Origin of the sequence: Micromonospora sp. NPDC051925, assembly GCF_044548625.1 — a bacterium.
Taxonomy (GTDB): Bacteria; Actinomycetota; Actinomycetes; order Mycobacteriales; family Micromonosporaceae; genus Micromonospora.
Genome location: NZ_JBIUCH010000014.1, coordinates 182,809 through 205,334, shown reverse-complemented (window position 1 = coordinate 205,334; position 22,526 = coordinate 182,809). Strand labels below are relative to the sequence as shown.

At 71.3% G+C, this 22,526-nt stretch carries 13 protein-coding genes; 9 read left to right on the top strand and 4 right to left on the bottom strand.

Translation table 11 applies throughout. The features are described from left to right. Position 1: 1 nt before the first annotated feature. The 6 genes from ACIG87_RS20610 to ACIG87_RS20585 all read left to right on the top strand — a co-directional run bounded on the left by ACIG87_RS20610 (position 2) and on the right by ACIG87_RS20585 (position 7,478). Positions 2–1,060 carry a hypothetical protein gene (locus ACIG87_RS20610; protein WP_396852364.1) on the top strand — a complete coding sequence of 353 codons (1,059 nt, stop codon included), beginning with the start codon at positions 2–4 and terminating at the stop codon, positions 1,058–1,060. Next, the gene (locus ACIG87_RS20605; RefSeq protein WP_396852363.1) at positions 1,057–1,911 is read left to right on the top strand and encodes a class I SAM-dependent methyltransferase; all 855 of its coding nucleotides are present in this window, start codon (positions 1,057–1,059) and stop codon (positions 1,909–1,911) included. Before ACIG87_RS20610 ends, ACIG87_RS20605 begins: the two co-directional genes overlap by 4 nt. Positions 1,912–1,945: 34 nt before the next feature. Next, a complete protein-coding gene (locus ACIG87_RS20600) occupies positions 1,946–2,824 on the top strand; it encodes a hypothetical protein (RefSeq protein ID WP_396852361.1) in 879 nt (292 codons plus the stop codon). A gap of 349 nt (positions 2,825–3,173) precedes the next feature. Then, on the top strand, positions 3,174–3,998 hold the full coding sequence (locus ACIG87_RS20595; protein WP_396852359.1) for a universal stress protein: 825 nt from the start codon (positions 3,174–3,176) through the stop codon (positions 3,996–3,998). Between the two features lie 125 nt (positions 3,999–4,123). Beyond that, on the top strand, positions 4,124–6,526 hold the full coding sequence (locus ACIG87_RS20590) for a phosphoketolase (protein WP_396852358.1): 2,403 nt from the start codon (positions 4,124–4,126) through the stop codon (positions 6,524–6,526). Between the two features lie 85 nt (positions 6,527–6,611). Beyond that, positions 6,612–7,478: a universal stress protein gene (locus ACIG87_RS20585; RefSeq protein ID WP_396852357.1), complete on the top strand. Its 867-nt coding sequence runs from the start codon at positions 6,612–6,614 to the stop codon at positions 7,476–7,478. Between the two features lie 81 nt (positions 7,479–7,559). Here the strand turns inward: ACIG87_RS20585 and ACIG87_RS20580 are convergent, their stop codons facing one another. Then, the gene (locus ACIG87_RS20580; protein WP_396852356.1) at positions 7,560–9,902 is read right to left on the bottom strand and encodes a heavy metal translocating P-type ATPase; all 2,343 of its coding nucleotides are present in this window, start codon (positions 9,900–9,902) and stop codon (positions 7,560–7,562) included. Positions 9,903–10,090: 188 nt separating this feature from the next. Between ACIG87_RS20580 and ACIG87_RS20575 the strand changes: the two genes are divergently transcribed. Beyond that, entirely contained in the window at positions 10,091–11,101 is a 1,011-nt protein-coding gene (locus ACIG87_RS20575) for an Acg family FMN-binding oxidoreductase (RefSeq protein WP_396852355.1), read from the top strand. A gap of 96 nt (positions 11,102–11,197) precedes the next feature. Next, a complete protein-coding gene (locus ACIG87_RS20570) occupies positions 11,198–12,868 on the top strand; it encodes a GAF domain-containing protein (protein WP_396852404.1) in 1,671 nt (556 codons plus the stop codon). A 34-nt stretch (positions 12,869–12,902) separates the two neighbouring features. Here ACIG87_RS20570 and ACIG87_RS20565 read toward each other — a convergent pair whose 3' ends face one another. Continuing rightward, a complete protein-coding gene (locus tag ACIG87_RS20565; RefSeq protein WP_396852353.1) occupies positions 12,903–13,541 on the bottom strand; it encodes a response regulator in 639 nt (212 codons plus the stop codon). 239 nt (positions 13,542–13,780) lie between these two features. Here ACIG87_RS20565 and ACIG87_RS20560 point away from each other — a divergent pair, with 239 nt between their 5' ends. Further along, positions 13,781–14,755 carry an Acg family FMN-binding oxidoreductase gene (locus ACIG87_RS20560; RefSeq protein ID WP_396852352.1) on the top strand — a complete coding sequence of 325 codons (975 nt, stop codon included), beginning with the start codon at positions 13,781–13,783 and terminating at the stop codon, positions 14,753–14,755. 362 nt (positions 14,756–15,117) lie between these two features. On the opposite strand, the gene ACIG87_RS20555 is transcribed toward ACIG87_RS20560, so the two are convergent. Together ACIG87_RS20555 and ACIG87_RS20550 are read right to left on the bottom strand one after the other, a co-directional pair. After that, a complete protein-coding gene (locus ACIG87_RS20555; protein ID WP_396852350.1) occupies positions 15,118–15,579 on the bottom strand; it encodes a hypothetical protein in 462 nt (153 codons plus the stop codon). Between the two features lies 1 nt (position 15,580). Further along, entirely contained in the window at positions 15,581–22,483 is a 6,903-nt protein-coding gene (locus ACIG87_RS20550; RefSeq protein WP_396852348.1) for a polymorphic toxin-type HINT domain-containing protein, read from the bottom strand. Between the last annotated feature and the right edge of the window lie 43 nt (positions 22,484–22,526).

Sequence of the window (22,526 nt, the reverse complement as noted above, 5' to 3'; positions counted from 1 at the left end):
CATGCACACCCATTCCCGGCCCGCCACGCCCGCGACCACCCACCACGCCGCTCACCCCAGACACCATCCGGGGCACGGCAGCCGCAGCACCCCCCTGACTCGTGCGGTCGCGGGCGGGCTCACCGCCGCCGCGCTGCTGACCGCCACGCTCCCCGCCCCCGTCCGGGCCGCCTCGAGGACGACCGTCCGCCTGTCGCCCACGAGCGGCTGCGGCACACCATCTCTCGCCTCCCGTGCCGACCTGGCCTCCATCGCGGCGCAGGGGATACCGGCCACGGTCCTGGCGTATCCGCGTGCGGCCCGGCCCCTGCTGCGTGACCTGGCCTCCCACCTCACACCCGATCCCTGCGACCGGGTCAACGGCCGGTTCGACCTGGTCCACCACCGACGGTGGCACCGAAACCCGACCAGCGGCCTCGAAGTGCGGGACATCATCCGCTGGTACGACCACAACGGCTACGGCGCGGCACTGACCACGCAACATCCCCCCACAGGGGTGGACACGGTCCGCGACCACTGGACAGCGCTCGACCCGTTCGACCCACAGCTGGCCGACGCGTTCAGCGACACCACCCACCTCCAGTGGCACATCGCCTCCGCTCCGGGCTCGTCCGAGGAGGCAGAGGCTGCCCTGATCGGGCTGGCCGTGCTCTCCACCTGGCACAGCCCCCGCCGTCCCGGCCGAGCCCTTGCCCTCACCACCCTGGCCGACACCCCAGACCTGACCACCTATCCACGCGTAGCCGACCGGGCCGGCAGGGCCGGGATCGGTGTCGCCACCACCAGCACCGACCAGTCCCAACGGCGGCTGCTGATCCTGCACCCCACCACCGGCACCGTGCTGGCCTACGAACACGCCACCCTCACCCCCACCGGCTGGCAGGTCAACGACTACCTGCTCCTGCACACCCACACCCGCACCGCCCGCCGCTGGTGGGAACCACCCACCACCAACAGTCACGCGACGGCCCGCCCGGCACAGCAGACACCACGCCCCCGCAGCCGGTGGATCGTCCCCACCGCCCAGCCCTGCCTACCCACGGAAGCGAGCCCACGATGACCAGCCGCGACTACCAATTCCGCAACAGCCCCCACCAACTCCACCCCCTCCAGGACGTCCTCGACCCCCACACCATCCGAGGACTCGCCCGCATCGGGGTGAAACCCGGCATGCGAGCACTCGAACTCGGCGCCGGCGCCGGCTCCATCACCCGCCACCTCGCCACCCTCGTCGGACCCGACGGGAACGTCACCGCCGTCGACATCGACACCCAACTGCTCCACCCCACCAACGTCGTCGACGTCTACCAGCGGGACCTACGCACCGAACCCATCCCCACCACCGGCGGCGGCTACGACATCATCACCGCCCGCTGCCTACTCGAACACCTACCGAACCGCACCGACCTCCTCCAGCAACTGACCGACCTGCTGTGCCCCGGCGGATGGCTACTCCTCGGAGAGATCGTCTACTCCCGAATCGTCGTCCACCGCGCCCCCACCGAACCCGACACCACCCTCATCACCCGCGTCGTACACACCATCCTCGACACCCTCGCCCACCACGGCGTCGACCTGCACTGGGGCGACACCACCCCAGCCCTGCTCCTCGCCGCCGGCATGAACCACGTCCAAGCCCACAGCCACACCGACACCTGGACCGGCGGCGGACCCGGCTGCGCCCTCTACGCCAACAACGCCCACCAACTCCACGACCAACTCATCGACACCGGCCTCACCACCACAGACCTCGCCCGGTTCACCGAACTGATGGCCGACCCGTACGTCGTCGTCTCCAGCTACCAGTTCGCCACCACCCACGCCCAGAAACCCGACCCCACCCCACCACGCTCTCCCGCAATCCCTTCCAGACGACCAGGGACTCGGCCCGCGACGGCACCCACGACCTGAACATGCCGTCGATCGGCGACCTGCTGAGGCGCAAGTGGGTGACGAAGTGACCGTCGAGTTGGTACTGAGTCCCCGCGACGAGGCCGTGCAGAGCGGGCTTTCCGACGCGCCGGGGTGGGGTGTCTTCGTCACCCACCTCAGGGACGCTCTCGGGCAGGTCATTGCGGCGAACAGGGTCGAGTCCCTGGAGATCGACGAGTTGCTGGTGAGCCAGCCCCTTCCCGACCGCTACTCGTACCTGCGCAACGGCGTGCAGGTAGACCCGGAGAAAGCGATCGACCTCATCGTCGGCATGGTCGACGGCCGTGGCCCCTACTGCCGGTTGTCGAACGCCGAAGGGCTTCGAGCCGAAGCCGGGTGGGACGGCGCCATGCACCTGTCCATGCCGCAGGAGACCGCCCGCAACCTGCCTGACCTCGCCGGGAGACACCTCCGGGCGCAGTGGCGTCGGGTACGACCGGAACCACCGGACGAGTTCCGGCAGTCGCGGGCCGTCGCCGACCAGGAGTTCTGGAACGGGATCCAGGTCACAGCGGCGACGGAGGAACTGACGCTGCTGTGCGAACGTTGGGCACACGGCGCCCACGGCAACACATGGTTCAGGGTGACACCGGAAAACGCCACCCAGGTAGCCGGCTCCATCCGACCCAGGTCCCTCGTCTGCGTCGTCGTCAACCCGGATCTGCGGCTCAAGGGGGGAGACCTGGACGACGACTTCACCGCCTTCCCAGCGCCCCTTCAGCCTGGCGAACTGAGTTCCCGCTCCTATCCCGGCGTGGACAGCCTCGATGAAGTGACAAGTCACGGCTACTCGTTGATGCTCCCCGACTCGGCGCTCACCCGTTGGTGCGCCGTGATGCCCGATCCCGACGGTGAAGCACGGGGCCCCTGGAAGGACCACGGGGCCAGCTGAGCCCTGTCCAGGGGTCACACCACCCGCCTGCCGGAATGCCGCCGGTCAGCTCTCCTGCGACTGGTCGTCAATACCGCTGCGACCCGATAACTGTCAATCACCATTACTCAGGTGCGACCGGTGACCGAAATCCCAATGGAAGAGATGGAACCACAACCGCAATACACATTTCCGATAGGTTGCTTCATAGCGCAAGGCGACATCCTGAGCGCCCCCGCCCCCGCCCCCGCCCCCTCCTCCCCCTGGCGGTGCGGCGTGCGGTGATCCGCCCCCGTCGGGTGGCCGGCGCGACTAGCGTCGGTGGGGACGGCGTGGCCGTACCGTGCGGGACGCCCGGGAGGTGAACCGGATGACCCGATCCACCGGCGGGCCGGTGGTGGCCGGTGTCGGCCCGACGCCGACGGACCTGACGGTGGTCCGGCTGGCCGCCCGGGAGGCCGCCGCGCACGGTCGGGACCTCGCCCTGCTGCACGCCTTCAACTGGGAGGCCGCGTTGGCGGGACCATCGGCGGCCGGCAGCCGGGACGCCGCCGAGGAGCTGATCGCCCGCGCCGCCGCAGCCGCGAACGAGGTCGAACCGGGGGTGTCGGTCAGCGGTGAGATCGTCGAGGGGGCACCGGTCGAGGCGCTGATCCGCCGCTCCGAGACGGCCTTCCTGGTGGCCATCGGGGACGGCGGGATGGCCGGCTGCGGGAAGTGCGTTCCGGCCGACGCGCCCGCCGTGCAGCTCGCCGCCCGAGCCGGCTGCCCGGTGCTGGTGGTCCGCCCCGACCCGCCGCCCCCGGGGCCGGTGCTGATCGGCGTGGACGGATCGCCCAGTTCCCGGGCCGCGCTCGACTTCGCCTTCGGCTGCGCCGCCCGCCGACAGGCCCGGGTCATCGCGGTCCGGGCCGTCGAGCCGGGGCGACCCGACGACGACGTGCTCACCAGCCTGGTCGCCGAGACCGGCCGGCGTCACCCGGCAGTGCCGGCGGAGTGCCACACCGTACGCGGCGATCCCGGGACCGTCCTGGTGGAGCAGTCCCGGTCGGCGCAGGTGGCGTTGGTGGGGGCCCGGGGCGACGAGCCGGGGCGGGGAATGCTGGGCGAGGTGAGCCAGACCCTGCTCTACCACTCGCCGGCGCCGGTCATCGTGGTCCGCGGGCTGGTTTCCGCCGTACCGGCCGGGGCATGACGTCCCCAGGGGCCGGGACCAACGGCCCTGATCGATGACCGCGTGAGCGCGAAGACTGGGTCTGCCCGGGGCGAAACGGCGCTTCCGGGTGCAGAACTCCCCGACCCGCGAGAGGCTTTTGCAGCATGGACACCGCTCTCGACCTGCACAGCCCCCTGACCGACGACGAGCTGCGCCGGCTGGACGCCTACTGGCGGGCGGCGAACTACCTCACCGTCGGGCAGATCTACCTGCTCGACAACCCGCTGCTGCGCGAGCCGCTGGCTCCCGAGCACGTCAAGCCCCGGCTGCTCGGCCACTGGGGCACCAGCCCCGGCCTGAACCTGCTCTACGCCCACCTCAACCGGGTCATCGTCAACCGTGACCTGTCGGCCATCTTCGTCACCGGCCCCGGTCACGGCGGCCCGGCCCTGGTGGCGAACACCTGGCTGGAGGGCACCTACAGCGAGCTGTACCACTCGGTCAGCCGCGACGAGACCGGCATGCAGCGGCTGTTCCGCCAGTTCTCCTTCCCCGGGGGCATCCCGAGCCACGTCGCGCCGGAGGTGCCGGGTTCGATCCACGAGGGCGGCGAGCTGGGGTACGCCCTGAGCCACGCCTACGGCGCCGCGTTCGACAACCCGGACCTGCTGGTCGCCTGCGTCATCGGCGACGGTGAGGCGGAGACCGGCCCGCTCGCCGGCAGCTGGCAGTCCAACGTCTTCCTCAACCCGGCCCGCGACGGCGCGGTGCTGCCCATCCTGCACCTCAACGGTTACAAGATCGCCAACCCGACGGTGCTGGACCGGATCCCCACCGACGACCTGCTCGGCCTGATGCGCGGCCACGGCTACCAGCCGTACCTGGTCGCCGGGGACGACCCGGAGCAGGTGCACCAGCTCCTCGCGGCCACCCTGGACCGGGCCTGCGACGAGATCGCCGAGATCCAGCGGGTGGCCCGCTCCGGCGGCCGGGTCGAGCGTCCCCGCTGGCCGATGATCATCCTGCGGACCCCGAAGGGCTGGACCGGCCCGGCCCGGGTCGACGGCAAGCAGGTCGAGGGGACCTTCCGCGCCCACCAGGTACCCATCTCCGAGGTACGCGACAACCCGGAGCACCTGGCCGAGTTGGAGCGCTGGCTGCGCAGCTACCGGCCGGAGGAGCTCTTCGACGCCACCGGCGCCCCGGTGGCCGAGCTGACCGCGTTGCCGCCGAAGGGCGAGCACCGGATGAGCGCCAACCCGGTCACCAACGGCGGGCGGGTGCTGCGCGACCTGACCCTGCCGGACTTCCGCGACTACGGCGTCGACGTGCAGCAGCCGGGTGAGCCGGTGGTGGGCGCGGCCGGCGTGCTCGGCACCTGGGTCCGCGACGTGATCACCGCCAACCCGCAGACCTTCCGGCTGTTCGGCCCGGACGAGGTCGCCTCCAACCGGCTCGGGGCAGCCTTCGAGGTCACCGACCGGGCCTTCGACGGCCGGATCGAGCCCACCGACGACCACCTCTCCCCCGACGGCCGGGTGATGGAGGTGCTCTCCGAACACCTCTGCGAGGGCTGGCTGGAGGGTTACCTGCTGACCGGCCGACACGGCATCTTCACCAGCTACGAGGCGTTCATCCACATCGTCGACTCGATGGTCAACCAGCACGCGAAGTGGTTGAAGGTGACCCGGGGCATCCCCTGGCGGGAGCCGATCGCCTCGCTGAACTACCTGCTCTCCAGCCACGTCTGGCGGCAGGACCACAACGGCTTCTCGCACCAGGACCCGGGCTTCATCGACCACGTGGTCAACAAGAAGGCCGAGGTGGTCCGGGTCTACCTGCCGCCGGACGCCAACACCCTGCTCTCCACCATGGACCACTGCCTGCGCAGCCGGCACTACATCAACGTGGTGGTGGCCGGCAAGCAGCCCGCGCCGAACTGGCTGACCATGGACGAGGCGGTCCAGCACTGCCGGCGCGGCCTGGGCATCTGGGACTGGGCCAGCACCGACGACGGCCAGGAGCCGGACGTGGTGCTCGGCTGCGCCGGTGACGTACCGACGTTGGAGACCCTCGCCGCCGCCGACCTGCTCCGCCAGCACCTGCCCGAGCTGAAGGTGCGGGTCGTCAACGTGGTCGACCTGATGCGGCTCCAGCCGTCCTCGGAGCACCCGCACGGCCTGCCGGACAACGAGTTCGACACCATCTTCACCCGCGACAAGCCGATCATCTTCGCCTACCACGGCTACCCGTGGCTGATCCACCGGCTCACCTACCGGCGGGCCAACCACGACAACCTGCACGTGCGCGGCTACAAGGAGGAGGGCACCACCACCACGCCGTTCGACATGGTGATGCTCAACGACCTGGACCGTTTCCACCTGGTCATCGACGTCATCGACCGGGTGCCCGGCCTGGCCTCGCGCGCCGCCCACCTGCGTCAGGAGATGGTCGACGCCCGACAGGCCTGCCGCGACCACACCCGCCAGTACGGCGAGGACGACCCCCGGGTCGCCGAGTGGCGCTGGATCCGGGAGACCCAGCCGGCCCAACTCGAGGGTCGGTGACCCGTGCCGATGCCGGCGCGGACCGGCCCGGGGCCTCGACCGACGCCCGCCACCCCGTGACCACCACCCAGGAGAGGACGAGACGATGAACACCGACGAGATCCTGGTCGGCTACGACGGCTCCGCGGACGCGGGCGTCGCCCTGGACTGGGCGCTGGCCGAGGCGCAGCGCAGCGGACGCCCCGTCCGCCTGGCGTACGTCTTCGAGTGGCTGACCGTGGCCGGCTGGGTCGGTCCCGGGGTGGCCCCCGGGATCTGGCCGGACGACACCGCCCGGCGGCAGGTCGAGGAACTGGTGCAGCAGGCCGCCTCGGACGCCGTCGCCGCGCACCCCGGCGTCACCGTGCACGGAGAGGTCTTCGACGGCCCGCCCGCGCTGGTGCTGGAGGAACGCTCCGCCGAGGCCGGGCTGCTGGTGCTCGGCAGCCGGGGCCACGGCGGGTTCACCGGCCTGCTCGCCGGCTCCACGGCGGTCTCGGTGGCCGCCCACGCGCACTGCCCGGTGGTGGTGGTCCGCGAGACACAGGCCAAGGCCGCCGGCCCGGTGGTGGTCGGCTTCGACGGCTCCGAGCAGTCCCGCACGGCGCTCGGCTTCGCCGTCGAACGGGCCGCGCAGCGGGACACGCCGCTGCGGGTGCTGCGGGCCTTCGAACCGCCGGACGACCGCTGGCGGCCGTCCGACCACGACGCCGAGGCCACCCTCGCGGCGGACCGGGCCCACATCGAGGAAGCCCTCGCCGAGTGGCGGAAGACCTTTCCCGATGTTCCGGTCACGGTGGAGATCGCACCGGCCCGACCGGCTGCCGCGCTCGTCGAGGAGAGCCGGGACGCGCAACTGGTGGTGGTCGGTAGCCGGGGCTGGGGCGGGCTGCGGGGAATGCTCCTCGGCTCGGTCGGCCAGCAGCTCATCCAGCACGCGCACTGCCCGGTCGCGATCGTCCGCGAACGCTGACCCGGCTCCGGCCGTCGGCTCGTCGACCCCGAACGGCTCACCGCCGCCGGGCACACCCTCCACGGCTCGGCGGTCGCCACCTCACCGGCTGCCGGGGTCCGGCGGGTCGGGGTCGAGGGAGAAGTAGTCCTCCTCTTCCTGGGCCAGGTGCAGACGCAGCACCGCGTCCAGCCCGTACAGGCTGGCGAGCAGGTCGGGCACCTGGTCCGGGCGCAGCCGCCCGTCGGCCTGGGCCAGGTGGCCGCCGATCCGGTCCACCAGTCGGTGGATCTCCACGTGTTCCCGGCTCATCGTGGAGGTGGCCTCGTCGCTGCCGAGCGGGCCGGCCAACGCCGGGTAGAGCTGCCGCTCCTCGGCGTCGTCGTGCGGCAGCACCTCGTCGGTCAGCCGGCGGTGCGTGTCGCGCAGCGCCGGCAGGCACCGCGCGGACTCCGGCCGGGTCGCCACCAGGTCGGCGGTGTCCCGCACCCGGGCGAGCACGTCGCGTACCCCGGGGTGCTGGCCGGCGTACCGGTCGAGCAGCTCGCGGGTGCCCGGTGGGACGTCCCGGCGGCGCAACCCGCCGCGCAGGGCCCGGAGGGCGTTGAGGATCACCAGCACGTCGATGCCCTCCTGGAGGAAGGCGCCCGCCACCGGCGGCAGCCGGCCGGCGGCGGCGACCAGCATCGCGAGCACCGCCAGCGCCATCCCGACGGCGGCGCTCTGCACAGCGATCCGGCGGGCGTGGCGGGCGATCTCGACGGCGTCGGCGAGCCGGTCCAACCGGTCCACGGTGATCACCGCGTCGGCGACGTCCGCCGAGGCAGTCGCCCCGGTCGCCCCCATCGCCACCCCGACGTGCGCCGCCGCCAGCGCGGGCGCGTCGTTCACCCCGTCGCCGACCATCACGGTGACCGCCCGCTGCGACTCCTGCCGCACCTGGGCCACCTTCTGCTCCGGGGAACACCGGGCCAGCACCTCGTCCACCCCCACCGCCCGCGCCACCTGCTCGGCGGTACGCGGCCGGTCCCCGGTGAGCAGCACCAGCCGGGCCAGTCCGGCCTCCCGCAACCGCCGTACCGTCCGCCGGGCGTCCGGGCGGACCGGGTCCTCCAGCAGGATCGCACCGAGCGGGCCGTGGTCGTCGCTCACCCACACCGTCGACCACCCGGCCAGCTCGGCCCGGTCCCGGGCCAGCTCCGCCCAGTCGGGCAGGTCGCCGCTGAGCTGCCCGACCCGCACCGGCCGCCCGTCGACCCGGCCGCTGACCCCCCGCCCCGGCTCCTCCGTCACCTCCGTCGGCTCGGCCAGCGGCAGCCGCCGCTGGCGGGCCTGCCGTACCAGCGCCACGGCCAGCACGTGCGGGGAGAGCTGCTCCACCGACGCGGCCAGCCGCAGCACCTCGTCCCGGTCACCGCCGGGGGCCACCACCGTCTCCGCCGCCCGGGGCCGCCCGGCGGTCAGCGTGCCGGTCTTGTCGACCAGCAGGGTACGGGCCCGACCGAGCAGTTCCAGCGACCCGCCGTCGCGCACCAGCACACCCCGCCGGGCCACCCGGGACAGCCCGGAGACGATCGCGATCGGGGTGGCCAGCAGCAGCGGGCACGGCGTCGCCACCACCAGCACGGCGACCGCCCGGACGAACTCCCCCGACCACAGCCCGGCCACCCCGGCCAGCAGCAGGGTGAACGGGACGAACGCCGCCGCGTACCGGTCGGCGAGCCGTACCATCGGCGCCTGGTGGGCGGTCGCCTCCTGGGCCAGCCGGACGATCCCCGCGTACGTGCTGCCCGCCGCGTCCCGGGTGGCCCGCAGGCCGACGGCGGCGCCCGCGTTGACGACGCCGCTGGGCACCTGTTCCCCGGCGGCCCGACCGGCCAGCTGCGACTCGCCGGTCACCACCGACTCGTCCAGCGTCGCCGCAGCCTCCAGGACACCGTCGACCGGCACCACGTCCCCGGGCCCGACCAGCAGCCGGTCGCCCACCGCGACCCGGTCCAGCCCGATCACCTCGATGCCCCCGTCGGGGGTACGCCGACGCGCCTGCCGGGGTGCCCGCTCCAGCAGGGCACGCAGGTCACGGGTCGCCCGACCCTGGGCGTACGACTCCAACGCCCGGCCGGTCGCCACCATCACCGCGATCACCGCACCAGCCAGGAACTCGCCGACGAGCAGCGCGCCGGCCAACGCCAGCACGGCGATCACGTCCACCCCGAACCGCCGCCGCCACACCTGACGCAGCACCGCCCAGACCGCCGGTGCCAACGCCACCAGGGTCACCGCCGCCCAGACTCCGTCGGCGGGGCCACGCCGGCCGGCCAGCCACAGCGCCGCCCCGGCCAGCACCGCCACGGTGAGCAGGGTCAACGGCGTCCACTCGCGCCAGCGCACCCGGCGCCGGCCGGCCGGCCGCTCCGGAACACACTCCTGCGGTTCCCCGCTCACCTGCGGATCGTCCCAGCGACCGGGTCGGCGCAACGGCGATCCGGCGGAATCGGACGGGCCGAAGTGCCCGGCCGGAGGGGTCCGCGTACCGTGCCCGGGTCGCGGCCGAGGGGGCAGGCTGGAGTCACATCCCCACCCCGGAAACGTCCGAGTGGGGCACGATGGGGAGAAACGGAAAGGTCGTGCCGATGAGCCACCAGACGCCCGCGACGGATCGCCCGCTGACCACCGCGCTCGCGGAGGCAGCCGCGACGGCCGGTTACGCCCCCTCGGTGCACAACACGCAGCCGTGGCGCTGGCGGGTCCTGCCGGACTCCCTCGAACTGCGGGTGGTCCGGGACCGGCAGCTGACCGCCACCGACCCGGAGGGCCGCCTGCTGGGGCTGAGCTGCGGCGCGGCCCTGCACCACGCCCGGGTGGCGTTGGCCGCCGAGGGCTGGACGGCCGTGGTCGAGCGGCTGCCCGACCCGGAGCAGCCGGACCTGCTGGCCCGGCTGACCGGCCTGACCCGCTCCGGGGCCGACCCGGACGCGATGCGCCTGGTGCAGTGCATGCAGGTGCGGCACACCGATCGCCGCCCGCTCAGTGACGAACCGGTGTCGGCCGAGGCGATCGGCGACATCTCCTCCGCGGCGAGCGCCGAGGGGGCCCGGTTGCAGATCCTCGACTCCGACCAGGTGATGGAGCTGGCCGCCACCGCCTCACACGCCGGCGTGGTCGAGGCGGAGGACCCGCAGACCCGCGAGGAGTTGCAGTACTGGACCAACCGGGCCGGCACCGGCACCGGTCTGCCGCCGGAGGTGCTGCCGCAGAACCAGCCGCAGACCACCGTCCCGGCCCGGGACTTCGGCAGCCCCGGCGACCTCCCGGTGGGCCCGGGGCACGACAAGGCCGCCGCGTACGGGCTGCTCTACGGGGACGAGGACGAACCGGACAGCTGGCTGCGGGCCGGTGAGGCGCTCTCCGCGCTCTGGCTCGTCGCCACCCGGCACGGGGCGTCGGTGGTGCCGCTGTCCGGCGTGGTCGAGGTGCCCGGCACCCGGCAGACGCTGCGTCAGCTGCTCAGCGGGCTCGGCTACCCGTACCTGGTGCTGCGGATCGGGATCGCGGACCCGACGCACGCCGGCCCGCCGCACACCCCCCGGCTGCCCACCGAGCAGGTGGTGGACACCTCCGCGGTCCGCGACCAGCGGTCCTGAGGATTTCGTGTCGGACGGTCACCGGGCGGTACCATCGCCCGCGTGGCCGCCAGCGCACCAACTCCCCGCAACGAACATCCGACCCCGTCGTTGGGGCTGAGCCCGTTGTCCCGGGTCCGCCTCGACGAGTTGCTCCAGGAGATGCTGGACCGGGTCGGCGACGTGGTGACCAGCCGGGAGCGGCTGCGGGCGCTGCTGGACGCGGTGGTCGGCATCGGCACGGACCTCGACCTGCGCAGCACCCTGCAACGGATCGTGCAGGCGGCCTGCGAGTTGGTCGGCGCACGCTACGGCGCGCTCGGCGTGATCGGACCCGACCGGCTGCTGCACGACTTCATCACCCACGGCATCGGCCCCGAGCTGCACGCCAGGATCGGTGACCTGCCGCACGGGCGGGGGGTGCTCGGCCTGTTGATCGACGAGCCCCGCCCGGTACGCATGCCGGACATCACCCAGCACCCCCAGTCGTACGGCTTCCCGCCGCACCACCCGCCGATGCACAGCTTCCTCGGCGTGCCGGTGCGCATCCGCGACCAGGTCTTCGGCAACCTCTACCTCGCCGAGAAGCAGGGCGCCCCGGAGTTCACCGAGGACGACGAGGAGATCGTCGTGGCGCTGGCCGCGGCGGCCGGCGTGGCCATCGAGAACGCCCGGCTCTACGCGCTGGCCCACCGGCGGGAACGCTGGCTGGCCGCCACCGCCGAGATCACCTCGGTGCTGCTCGGCGAGGTGCGCCGTACCGACGCGTTGAGCCTGGTGGCCCGGCGGGCCCGGGAGGTCGCCGAGGCGGAGCTGGCGCTGGTGCTGCTCTACGACGAGGACGCCGGCCAGTTCACCGTCGAGGTGGTCGACTCCGCCGACGACGTCGCCTCGGGGCTGGTCGGCGCGGTGCTGCCGGCCACCGAGACCAGTTTCGCCGGCTCGGTGACCGAGCGCCGCCGCGAGCTGCTGGACAACCTGGCCGAGGCGGCGCCCTGGCCGGTGCCGGTGGTCGCCGGCCCGGCGGTGGTCTCCCCGCTCGCCGCCGCCGACACCCTGCACGGGGTGCTGGTGGTCGCCCACCGGCCCGACGCCGGCCGGGCCGCCGACGCCGACGTCCGGCTGCTGGCCAGCTTCGCCGGGCAGGCGGCGCTGGCCATGGAGCGGGCCCGGGGCCAGGAGGAACGGGAGCTGCTGGTGGTCCTGGAGGACCGCGAGCGGATCGCCCGGGACCTGCACGACGTGGTGATCCAGCGGCTCTTCGCCACCGGCCTGCAACTACAGAGCGGCGCGGTGAACGCCCGTCCCGAGGTGGCCAAGCGGATCAACGCGGCCGTCGACGACCTCGACGCCACCATCCGGGACATCCGCCGCACGATCTTCGAGCTGCGTACCCCGATGAGCGCGGCCCTGCGCACCGAGATCCGGGAGGCGGTCGACGTGGCTGCCGAGTCGCTCGGCTTCCGCCCCGCCGTGGAGCTGGACGGTCCGATCGACAGCGCCGTGCCGGAGCCGGTCCGCCCCGACCTCACCGCCGTGCTCCGCGAGGCGCTGTCCAACGCGGTACGCCACGCCGGAGCCGACCGGGTCGCCGTCGCCGTCCGGGTGGACGCCGGCCGGGTCACCGTGACGGTCACCGACGACGGCGTGGGCTGCGATCCGGCCGCCGCCCGGGGCGGCCTGGTCAACCTGCGCGAGCGCGCGGAGCGCCACGGCGGGGAGTTCGAGGTACGCCGGGTCGACCCGCACGGCACCCAGCTCCACTGGTCGGTCCCGCTGCGCGACTGAGCCACGATCCTCCGGTCGCGCCCGGCCGGGTGGGTCAGTGGCGTTGCCCGAGCAGGCGGGTGGCGAGGACGGCGGCCTGGGTACGACGTTCCAGGCCCAGCTTGGCCAGCACGCTGGAGACGTAGTTCTTCACCGTCTTCTCGGCCAGGAACATCTTGCCGGCGATCTCCCGGTTGGTCAGCCCCTCGGCCACGTACTCCAGGATGCGGCGCTCCTGCTCGGTGAGCGTCTTCAGCTCGCGGGGCTGCTCGACACCGCTGCGGATGCGCTCCAGCACCCGGGTGGTGATCGCCGGGTCGAGCAGCGACTGCCCGGCGGCGACCCGACGCACCGCGTCGACCAGGTCGGTGCCCCGGATCTGCTTCAGCACGTACCCCGCCGCACCCGCCATGATCGCGGCGAACAGCGCCTCGTCGTCCTCGTACGAGGTGAGGATCAGCCCCTTGATCGACGAGTCCACCGCCCGGATGTCCCGGCACACGTCGATGCCGTTGCCGTCGGGCAGCCGGGCGTCGAGGATCGCCACGTCCGGCCGGAGGGCGGGAATCCGTCGGGACGCCTCCTGCGCGGAGCCGGACTCGCCGACCACTTCGATGTCGCCGCTGCTCTGCAACAGGTCGGCAAGGCCACGGCGGACGACTTCGTGGTCGTCGAGGAGGAACACCCGGATCATCCCTCGTTTCTACCCGCCCGGACCGGTCTCCGCACGGGCCGAAGGTCCCTAACCTGGCGCGTCGTCCCGGGGAGGGCGGCCCGACGGGTCGGGACGTCCGGCCCTGCCCGGCACACCCCCGGGTGACCGACCGTGGAGGGGAACCACCACCGGGAAACCGGATCGGCGTCGGCCGGCCGGGGCGAGGCGTTCCCCGCTCGGGGTGGCGCGGCATGAACCGCCACGGAAGGAGCACGACCATGGGCACCGGGTACACCGAGGCGCAGCTACGGGCCGCCGTCGCGGACGCCGTCCGCGCGCCGTCCCTGCACAACACCCAGCCGTGGCGGTTCCGACTGCGCGACGGCGGGATCGAGGTGTCAGCCGACCCGGCCCGCCGGCTGCCGGCCACCGACCCGAGCGGTTGGGGAACCCGGATCGCCGGCGGGGCGGCCCTGTTCAACCTGCGGCTCTCCCTGGCCGTGGCGGGCACCCCGGCAACCGTGCGGCTGCGCCCGTACCCGGCCGACCCGGATGTGCTGGCCCGGCTGGTCCCGGAACTGCCCCGCCGCCCCACCCCGACCGAACAGAGCCTGTACGCGGCCATCCCGCGCCGGTTCAGCAACCGGGCGCCGTTCTGGCCCGACCCGGTGCCCGCCGACGCCCGCTGGCGGCTCGGTGAGGCGGCCCGCGCCGAGCAGTGCTGGCTGGAACTGGTGATCGGGGTGAGCGCGGTCAACGCCTTCGCCGAGATCGCCCGCAGCGCCCACCGGGTGCTCGAACGCGACCCCGCCTACCGCGCCGAACGCGCCGACTGGGTCCGCACCGAGCCCGCCCCCGACGGGGTGCCGGCGCGGGCCGGCGGGCCGCAGACCGAACCGCAGGACCTGCTGCCGTCGCGGGGCTTCGGCGGCCTGGACCGGGCCCCCGGTCGCGACTTCGAACCGGAACCGCTGGTGGCGGTGCTCGGCGCGGCCGGCAATACGGTCGCCGACCAGGTGCTCGCCGGGCAGGCGTTGCAGCGGGTGCTGCTGACCGCGACGGATGCGGGGCTGGCGGTGTCGCTGCTGTCGCAGCCGATCGAGGTGCCGGGGGCTCGGGAGGCGCTGCGGCTGTCGCTGGGGCGGTTCGGCACGCCGCAGATGGTGATGCGGATCGGGTACGGCCAGCCGGGGGTCGCCACCCCGAGGCGCACCGTGGACGAGGTACTGGACCTGGCGGTGGCACCGCGCTGACGATCGTTCCCTCAGACCGGATCCCGCGATGGCCGTCTCCTACACCACCAGCGCGGACGTGACCAGGACCTGCCCCACGCCCCATCGGGAGCGCTATATGTACGGCTCCTCGCCTGGCCCAGATCTGCAGTGCTGCGCAGCGAGTGGCGGGCACCCCAGCCAGGATCGCAGGTCCAGGCCGGGACCCTGGATTGACTGCCTGCCGTCGCGGATGGGGGTGGCGCAGCCGTGGCCGCAAAGCGGAGAGTGCCGTTCATGCTTCGAAGGCGTCGCGGTACAGCAGGTCAAACCTGGGGAATTTCTACAGCGGCGATAAAGCTAACGGCATTCTTCTGTCTAACCGTCACCAGGAAGACTCATTATTACAGGACCTCGGAGCAACGAACTCCAAAAAAATCTCTCAACGAGCCCATAGACGTCACCCACTCAGAAATGAGATTTCCATCGTCGTCCACGGCGCTATGCGGAGCGACAGAAAGCCAAGGCCGACCGGGATCGAATGCGAATCCGAGTTCACCCAGCAGTATCATTGAGCTTTGAACGCAAACACTTTCGCCATCACGATACAGCGGCCAACAAAAAAGATAGTTGGCGGTATCGGGATCCAGCATCGAGGCCATCAAGCACGACGTCGAATTTGCGCTTTGCTCCAAGATAGCGAAGGCATTGCACCAGCTGATTTGGTAGTCAGATGCCTTCCAGAAGCCGAGCGGCATCTCGAACGTTTCCGAGAAGCCGTTGACAGTGATTCGCCCGACTGCAAAGCCCGCCCCCCCACCTACTTCGGCCCCCAAGCCGGCCGACTCCACCTCGATCGCAAACATCCTACTCCTTGAGATAGTTCAAGTCACTGTCATAGGTCCCGATCCTCTGACCTTTACGGTTAAACATCTTCCAACCATCTGTCACATTATGCCCATCAACATCTCGTGTAATGAAGTTCTTACCGTTCGAGAACACTTCTTGCCCATGAGAATTAAAGGGGGCCTTCTGGGCAGGAATTCGGGTCTTAAAGCCCAGCTCTACCGCCCGATCTAGGATACTAGGAGCATAGAGTGCCCGGCTGGCAGCGCTACGCTCGGCAACGGCTACTGGATCATAGGAATCACTCGGAAGTCCGACAGCACATGAACCACCAGTGTTGTGTACCAGCACCGGCGTGGTGCCGGCTAGCACATAGTACGTGTGAATGTCGGCGACGGTCAGGTCGTGCATGACCTTCGTGGCCGTGTACGAGCGCGAGGCCCGCAGGGTCACCCTCGTGCCGTCGAGCGACCGCAGCCGCTCCCCCACCCGCAGGTCCTTGGCGTCGATCCAGTCGTGGCGGGTCTCGCTCCAGAACGGGTGGTGCTGGGTGGTCTCGATGTTGGTCTGCTTGCCGGCCACCGCCACCCGCAGGTCGGTCAGCTCGGTGTCCTCGTGGCGGTAGGTCTGGGTGACCTCCCGCCCCTCCGTCCGGCCCGTCTCGGGGTCCGTGGCGACGACCTCGTCGCCTTCCTTCAACTCACCGATGGCCTTGGTGCCGCCAGCGGCCATCACCACCTTGGTCGAAGGGGCGAAGCTGTGTGGGGCTACACACTTCTCGGCCCGCTCAAGGATTTCACGGGACCATTTCGCCTCGTCGGCCCACTTCATCAGTGCCTTGCCGGTCCGGCCGAGCAGCTTGACGACTGTGCCCGCCTTGCGGGCGATCTGGAGCGCCTTGGTCCCTGGCACCATGCCGATGAGCGTCCAGGCACACGCCGCCAGGTCACCGTGGATGCAGCCCAGGATGTCATCGATGCCGAAGAACTTGATCAGTAGCTCGCCACCGGCCCTGATGACGATCGAGACCGCGTTCTGCTTCTTGATCTCCTTGGCACGTTTGATCTGCTCGTCGGTGGGGCCGCCCTTCTTGCCGCCGCCCTTGCCGCCACCGCCGCCGTTGCCCCCGCCGGCATCGTTCGCCGCCCGGGCCTCAGCCCAGTCGTCGTCACCACACTTGCCGTTACAGCCGTCGTTGTCACCGGGGACGTCGTGGTATTTGCCCCACATGTCCACGTAGTCGGCACCGGGACCGCAGGCATCGTCGGAGCACGCCTTGAGGCCGGTCGGGTCGGAGAAGGTGATCGGGCTGTTGTTGCTGTACGCGTAGGCGTTCCACTGCTGCGGGTCGGCCAGGTCCTGCACCGGGTCGACGGAGACGAACCGGCCGAGACCAGGGTCGTACTGTCGTGCCCCGATATGGGTCAGGCCGGTGGGGTCCTTGTCGCCGCCGACGAAGCCCTTGCTGTTGGTCCACAGCGGCGCGCTGCCACGGGGATCGCCGTACGGGGTCTGCCGGCGGATCGTCACCGCCTGGGTGGCGGCGTTGACAGCCGTCTGCTGGGTGCCCTGATGGTCGGAGAAAAGCCAGGTCAACGCGGTCGGCGTACGGTTGCCGACCAGCTTGCCGGCGAAACTGTAGTAGCGGGTGCCGGTGACGACGGAGGTGCTCTCCCGCCGGACCTCCTGGCCGGGCAGGTAGAGGGTGGTGCCGGTTGTGTCCCGCCGGACCAGCCGGGCACCGTCGGCGTCGTAGATGTTGGTCTCGACGGTCTGCCCGCCGACGCTCACCGAGGCGAGCCTGCCCTCGGCGTTCCAGTTCAGCGTCTGGGAGTTGGCGCCGGTCGTGCAGTTGTTCGCGGTGGCGCTGACGGGGCGGCAGCGCATGTTGCCGACGTTGTCGTAGCTGTAGTTGGTGGTGACGTCGGCCTGGCCGGGCACCTTGGTCAGGACCGAGGTGACGGCGTGCGGACGGACGACGTTGGTGCCGCCGGTGGGCGTGGTGTACGTGCGGACGGTGTCCCCGGCCGCCGTGTGCACCTTCTCGGTGCTGCGGTTGCCGACGTTGTCGAGGCTCCACTCGTGCCAGTACTGGGCCGGGCCACCGAGGTCGGCGACCGTCGGGTCGGCGGCGCAGTCGACACCGACCTTCGGGGTCCAGGCGTGCCGCATCCGACGCAGCTCGTCGTAGCGGAAGCACTGGGTGTCGGCGGTGCCGACCTGGGGCGTGTCGGCGATGGACAGGATGTTGCCCGCCGCGTCATAGGTGTAACTGGTGTCGTTGACCGTGCCGGTGGCGGTCTCCGGCTTGACGGTCGTCCGGGTCACCCGCCGGGTGGCGGCGTCGTAGTAGGTGTCGTCCTGGACGTAGACCCCGCCGTCGGTCTTGCGGGTAGTCAGCGTGGGCTCGCCGTAGCGGGTGTAGTCCTGCCCGATCACGTAACGGCCGACGTTGGTCAGGTTGGAGGACAGCTGGGTCGGCAGGCCGGTCGTCGAGTCGTAGCCGGTCTGCACGGTCTCGGCGGTCAGGCCCCCGGCGGCCGGGTAGGTGATGCTGGTGGGGCTGCCGTCGTACGACGAGTAGCCGTAGCTGTAGATCCAGGTGCCGGACAGGCCGCTGCCCTCGTTGGCGGGGATGACGTAGTTCGCGCCGGTGGGTTGGTAGCGGGTGTTGAAGGTCCGCGCCTGCCACTTGTAGGCGTTTGTCGAGCCGGCCGACTCGTAGCGGATGCTCTCGGTCAGCTGACCACGCAGCGTCTGCCCGGTGTAGAGCTTGTCGTACGTCCACTCGGCCAACTTGTTCGTCGCGGCGATGCTGCCGGTGTAGAGCGCCTTGCGTCGACCCATCCCGTCGTACTCGTTGACGAGCACGGCGTTGGTGGCGTCGGTGGTCGTCTCCACCTCGTCGTACGCCGTGTAGGTCGTCTGGGTGGTGCCCTTGTCCGGGTCCTTCGCGGTGATCTGCCGGCCCTTGACGTCGTAGGTGTTCACCCACTCGTTGCCGTCGGTGTCGGTGACCTTCGAGAGCTGGCCCTTGCGGTTGTAGGCGTACGTCGTGACGAGGTCGGGGGTGGCCTGGGCGTCGTCGGTCTGCTGGCGCAGCTCGACGGTCCGCCCCTCGATGTCGGTCTTCGTGGTGGTTACCGTGCCGCCCTCCGGCGGGGTCACCTTGACCGAGTCACCCAGGTACTTCGTGGTGGTGCGCCACTTCTCCACCAGGTTGGTGACGCCGTCGGTGCCGAAGAGGATCTGGTCGGTGGCACGGGAGGCGTTGTCGTACAGCGTCCTGGTGACCGCCGGCACCGACCACTCCGGCTCCCACCAGAGCGCGCCGTCGGGAATACCCGGCTCGGCGTGCGCCTGGTAGCTGGTGACCGCGCGGCCGGTCGCGTCGTAGAGGGTGTCGGTGACCACCCGGTCGCCGCCCACCCCGGCGCTCTGCGTCTGCCGGGGTCGCAGGAAGGCATCCTTGATCTCGTACGAGGTCAGGTAGCCGCCGCCGGCGTGCAGCTTGCGGGTCGTCGTGTACGGGTAGGCGTCCCGGTTCGGCGCGTAGAAGTAGGTGTGCTCGACCGACGGCATCGTCGGATGGTCGGCCTTCGCCCAGCCGACCTCCCAGCCCTTGGCGAGCCGGCCCATCGGGTCGTACTCCAGGTCGGCAGAACGGCCGTTGTAGTCGGTGGTGCGGACGGGCTGGCCCCAGTACGGCCGGATGTCGATGGTGTTGACCCAGTCGACGGTGCCGCCGTTCGGGTCCGGTGTCTTCGTGGTCACCTTGGTCACCGGACCACCGGTGGCCGGGGTGTACTCGGTGGTCACCGTTCGACCGCGGTTGTCGGTGGCGGTCTTCGGCCGACCGTACACGTCGAAGGTGGCCTGGCTGGTGGTCTGCCAGACGGTGCCGCCCGCGACCGACCAGTCCTTGAGCCTGTCGACCCGGGTGACCTCACCCCGGGTCGGCGCGGTGTCCACGCTGGTCGCGCCGTCGTAGAACTTCCGCTCGTCGGCGACGATGTCGGCCTCGCCGGCCGGCGCGGTCGCGCAGGTCACCGCCTTGACGGTGATCTGCTTGACCGCCTGCAGGATGTTGGCACCGACGTTCCGGTTGTAGTGGTAGGTGGTGCACTTCTCGTCGCCGGTGCTGGCGATGTCCCCATCGGCCTGGATGCTGTCGGTCGTGCCGTAGTCGTCGTCGAAGGCCGACACGGTCCGCGCGGTCCGCCAACCTCCGGCGCCGTCCACGCCGAGCGCGGTGGCGTTGTAGGCGACCTCGGTGTTGGTGTAGCGGGCGGTGACCTCGTCGCCGTTGATGGTGCGGGTCGCGGTGGCCGGCGATCGCCACGGCACGTTGACCACCTTGGAGACCGGGTTGGTGACGACGCCGTTGTAGACGACCTGCTCCCGGACCATGCCCGCGAACTGGTCCTCGTCGTATACCGTCTCGGCCCCCAGGGAGGCGGCCACGGTGACCGTGCGCTTGGCGGTGCTCGACTTGCTCACCCGGTCGCCGTGCATGCCGCGCAAGAAGGTGGTCCGGGTCAGGGTCTGCGCCGGGGCGTCGCCCTTGCGCACCTCGACCTGGGCGTAGCCACGGAACTGGTTCCACGTCTTGCGCTTCGGCTTCACCAGGCCGTTGTCGTCGGCGAAGTGCCAGGCCGGAGCGCCGAGGTAGGTGTAATAGGTGTTCTGCACCGGCTGGCCGTGGTCGGTGCTGCCGACCATCACCTTGATGTCCGACTCGGAGACCTGGGTGACGACGTACTTGTGCCAGTACTCGGTGAGTTCCGCGTTGGCGTCGTACGGGTCCGGGCCGACCACCGGGTAGCAGAGGCGGGTGTTGGTCTCCGGCGCGGACGGCAGGCTGGACGAGGTGCAGTCACGTTCGCTGTAGCTGACCTGGATCTTGCCACCGGTCTCGGTGAGGATGTTCCCGATCCGCATCCGGTTGTTGCTGGTGTTGTTCTTGCTGAGCACCCGGTTGCGCATCGACACCGGCTCGAACGTCACCGGCGGCATGGTCGCGGTGCCGCCGACCAGACCCTGGTGCACGAGCGAGGTGAGCCACATGCCGGCGTGGTCACTGCCGTCACCGACCGCCGGGTAGGTGTGGCCCAGGGACCACGAGTCGACCGGCTGCCAGGCCGGGGTGGTCTTCGTGGTGTCCCAGACCTGGGTGGTGATCTTCGAGAGCCGTTTCGTGGACCAGAACGTCGGGCCGTAGTTCTCCCCGCAGTTCGCCGCGCCCGAGGCGCAGTCCTGGTCCCACGGGACGTCCTTCCAGTGGGCGGCGTCGTGGGTCTGGCAGTCCGTCGCGCACCGGTCCTGGGTCTCCAGGAGCACCTGGGCCAGCGGCGTCACCGACCGGTCGCTGGTGCCACGGTCCCAGGTGCCGTAATCGATCCGGCGCAGCGCACCACCCCGGACGTACTCGGCCTTGTTGGTGGAGGTCGCGTTCTTGGCGTACCGGTTCAGTTCCTTGTCGTACCAGTACGACATCGTGTTGCCGCGCGGGTCGACGACGTAGTCGAGGTTCCACCGCCACGCCTGGTCACAGAAGGACGAGGCGAACGACGACGACACGTTGCACGGCTCGTTCGCGTGGTTGCCGGCGACCGGCACGGTCCAGGCGGAGTTCGTCGCGTTGCTCTGCCCCGGCAGGTTGTTACGGCCGAAGAAGTACTGCACACCGTCCGGCGTGGTCACCTTCCAGTACTCGCCGTCGTCGTCGCCGTTGGTCGCCGCGCCGAGCTTCTCGATCTTCGAGCCGTCCTCGTTGCGGCTGTGCCAGCCCTTCCCCGCCTCGTAGATCAGCTCGCCGCCCCGCCCGTTGAGCGACATGGTGGCGTTGTCGGACCGCCAGCACTGGTCACCGGTGCGGTTGGTGCTGTTGTTGCCGCCGGACATGTCGTCGGCGCACGGTACGTAGCTGCGCTCGATGTAGCCGGACCAGAGGTCGAAGCCCTCACCGACCCAGGAGGGTTGGCTGTTGGACGCATCGGACTGCCCGTCCACCTTGTCGGAGGTGTAGGAGAGCCCGAGGCTGGGCGCGGGGCCGCCGATCGCCGGTGGCATCCGCATCGGGTACGACCACGAGAAGCCACCCGTCGACGTGCCGGCCGACCAGGTCGCGCTCGCCGACATCGGGGTCGCCGCGAAGTCCCCCTCCGGGCCGGACGAGTCGGCGGCCAACGCCACCAGCGTCGGGGCGGTGGGCCCCGCCCCATCGGCCTGACCGGCATCAATGGACACCTCGGCCGACACCGACGACCCGTCGTTGCGCGACGGCAGCGGCTTTGCGGCACACCCGGCCCGGTCCGGGGTCCGCAGCGCGCACTCCGGCACCTGCCACAGCCGCAGTCGGGACGACCAGTTGCCGCCGAAGGCGTTACGGAAGGCCCGGTAGTCCACCGAGACGGTCGCCGCGCCCGGCTGGCCGGAGGTGCTCGCCCCCGCCTTCGCAGCTGGGTTGCCGGCGTCACCGACCCGCAGCAGCAGTCCGTCGCGCCACCCTGCCGGCACGGCGGCCCGGTCCAGCAGCTCGACCGAAACCTCCGAGGTGCGGGCCCCGGCGGCACCGGGTGCCCGGCTCACCGCGACCGGCAGCTTCCCGGCCTTCACCCGGGCCGGCGCGGCCTGGCGCTCGCCGTCGTCGACACGCGGCAGGGTCACCGCCGCCCGACCGGGCTCCGGCCAGACCGGTGGGCTGAGCTTCGCACTGGTCGCCGGCCTGGTCGGGTACGCCTGCCCCTGGGCGGTCCGCCCGTCCCGGTCGAGCTTCTCCCGCTGACCGGTGAGCTTGACCGACGTCGGGGACGCCTGAGCGGGCACCGCCATGCCGGAGACGACCAGCACGGAGCTGAGCAACGCCGCGAGCGCCCGGCCCGGCCGGCGTACGGGGACAGATCGTCCTACGGAGGTTTTCACCAGACTCCCAGCGGGGGCTGCGTACTCGGCTGACTTGGGTGGG

Coding starts and splice junctions, on each gene's coding strand:
- ACIG87_RS20565 (WP_396852353.1), bottom strand. CDS start 13,541: ATGATCCGGGTGTTCCTCCTCGACGACCACGAAGTCGTCCGCCGTGGC.
- ACIG87_RS20585 (WP_396852357.1), top strand. CDS start 6,612: ATGAACACCGACGAGATCCTGGTCGGCTACGACGGCTCCGCGGACGCG.
- ACIG87_RS20610 (WP_396852364.1), top strand. CDS start 2: ATGCACACCCATTCCCGGCCCGCCACGCCCGCGACCACCCACCACGCC.
- ACIG87_RS20555 (WP_396852350.1), bottom strand. CDS start 15,579: ATGTTTGCGATCGAGGTGGAGTCGGCCGGCTTGGGGGCCGAAGTAGGT.
- ACIG87_RS20605 (WP_396852363.1), top strand. CDS start 1,057: ATGACCAGCCGCGACTACCAATTCCGCAACAGCCCCCACCAACTCCAC.
- ACIG87_RS20575 (WP_396852355.1), top strand. CDS start 10,091: ATGAGCCACCAGACGCCCGCGACGGATCGCCCGCTGACCACCGCGCTC.
- ACIG87_RS20590 (WP_396852358.1), top strand. CDS start 4,124: ATGGACACCGCTCTCGACCTGCACAGCCCCCTGACCGACGACGAGCTG.
- ACIG87_RS20560 (WP_396852352.1), top strand. CDS start 13,781: ATGGGCACCGGGTACACCGAGGCGCAGCTACGGGCCGCCGTCGCGGAC.
- ACIG87_RS20595 (WP_396852359.1), top strand. CDS start 3,174: ATGACCCGATCCACCGGCGGGCCGGTGGTGGCCGGTGTCGGCCCGACG.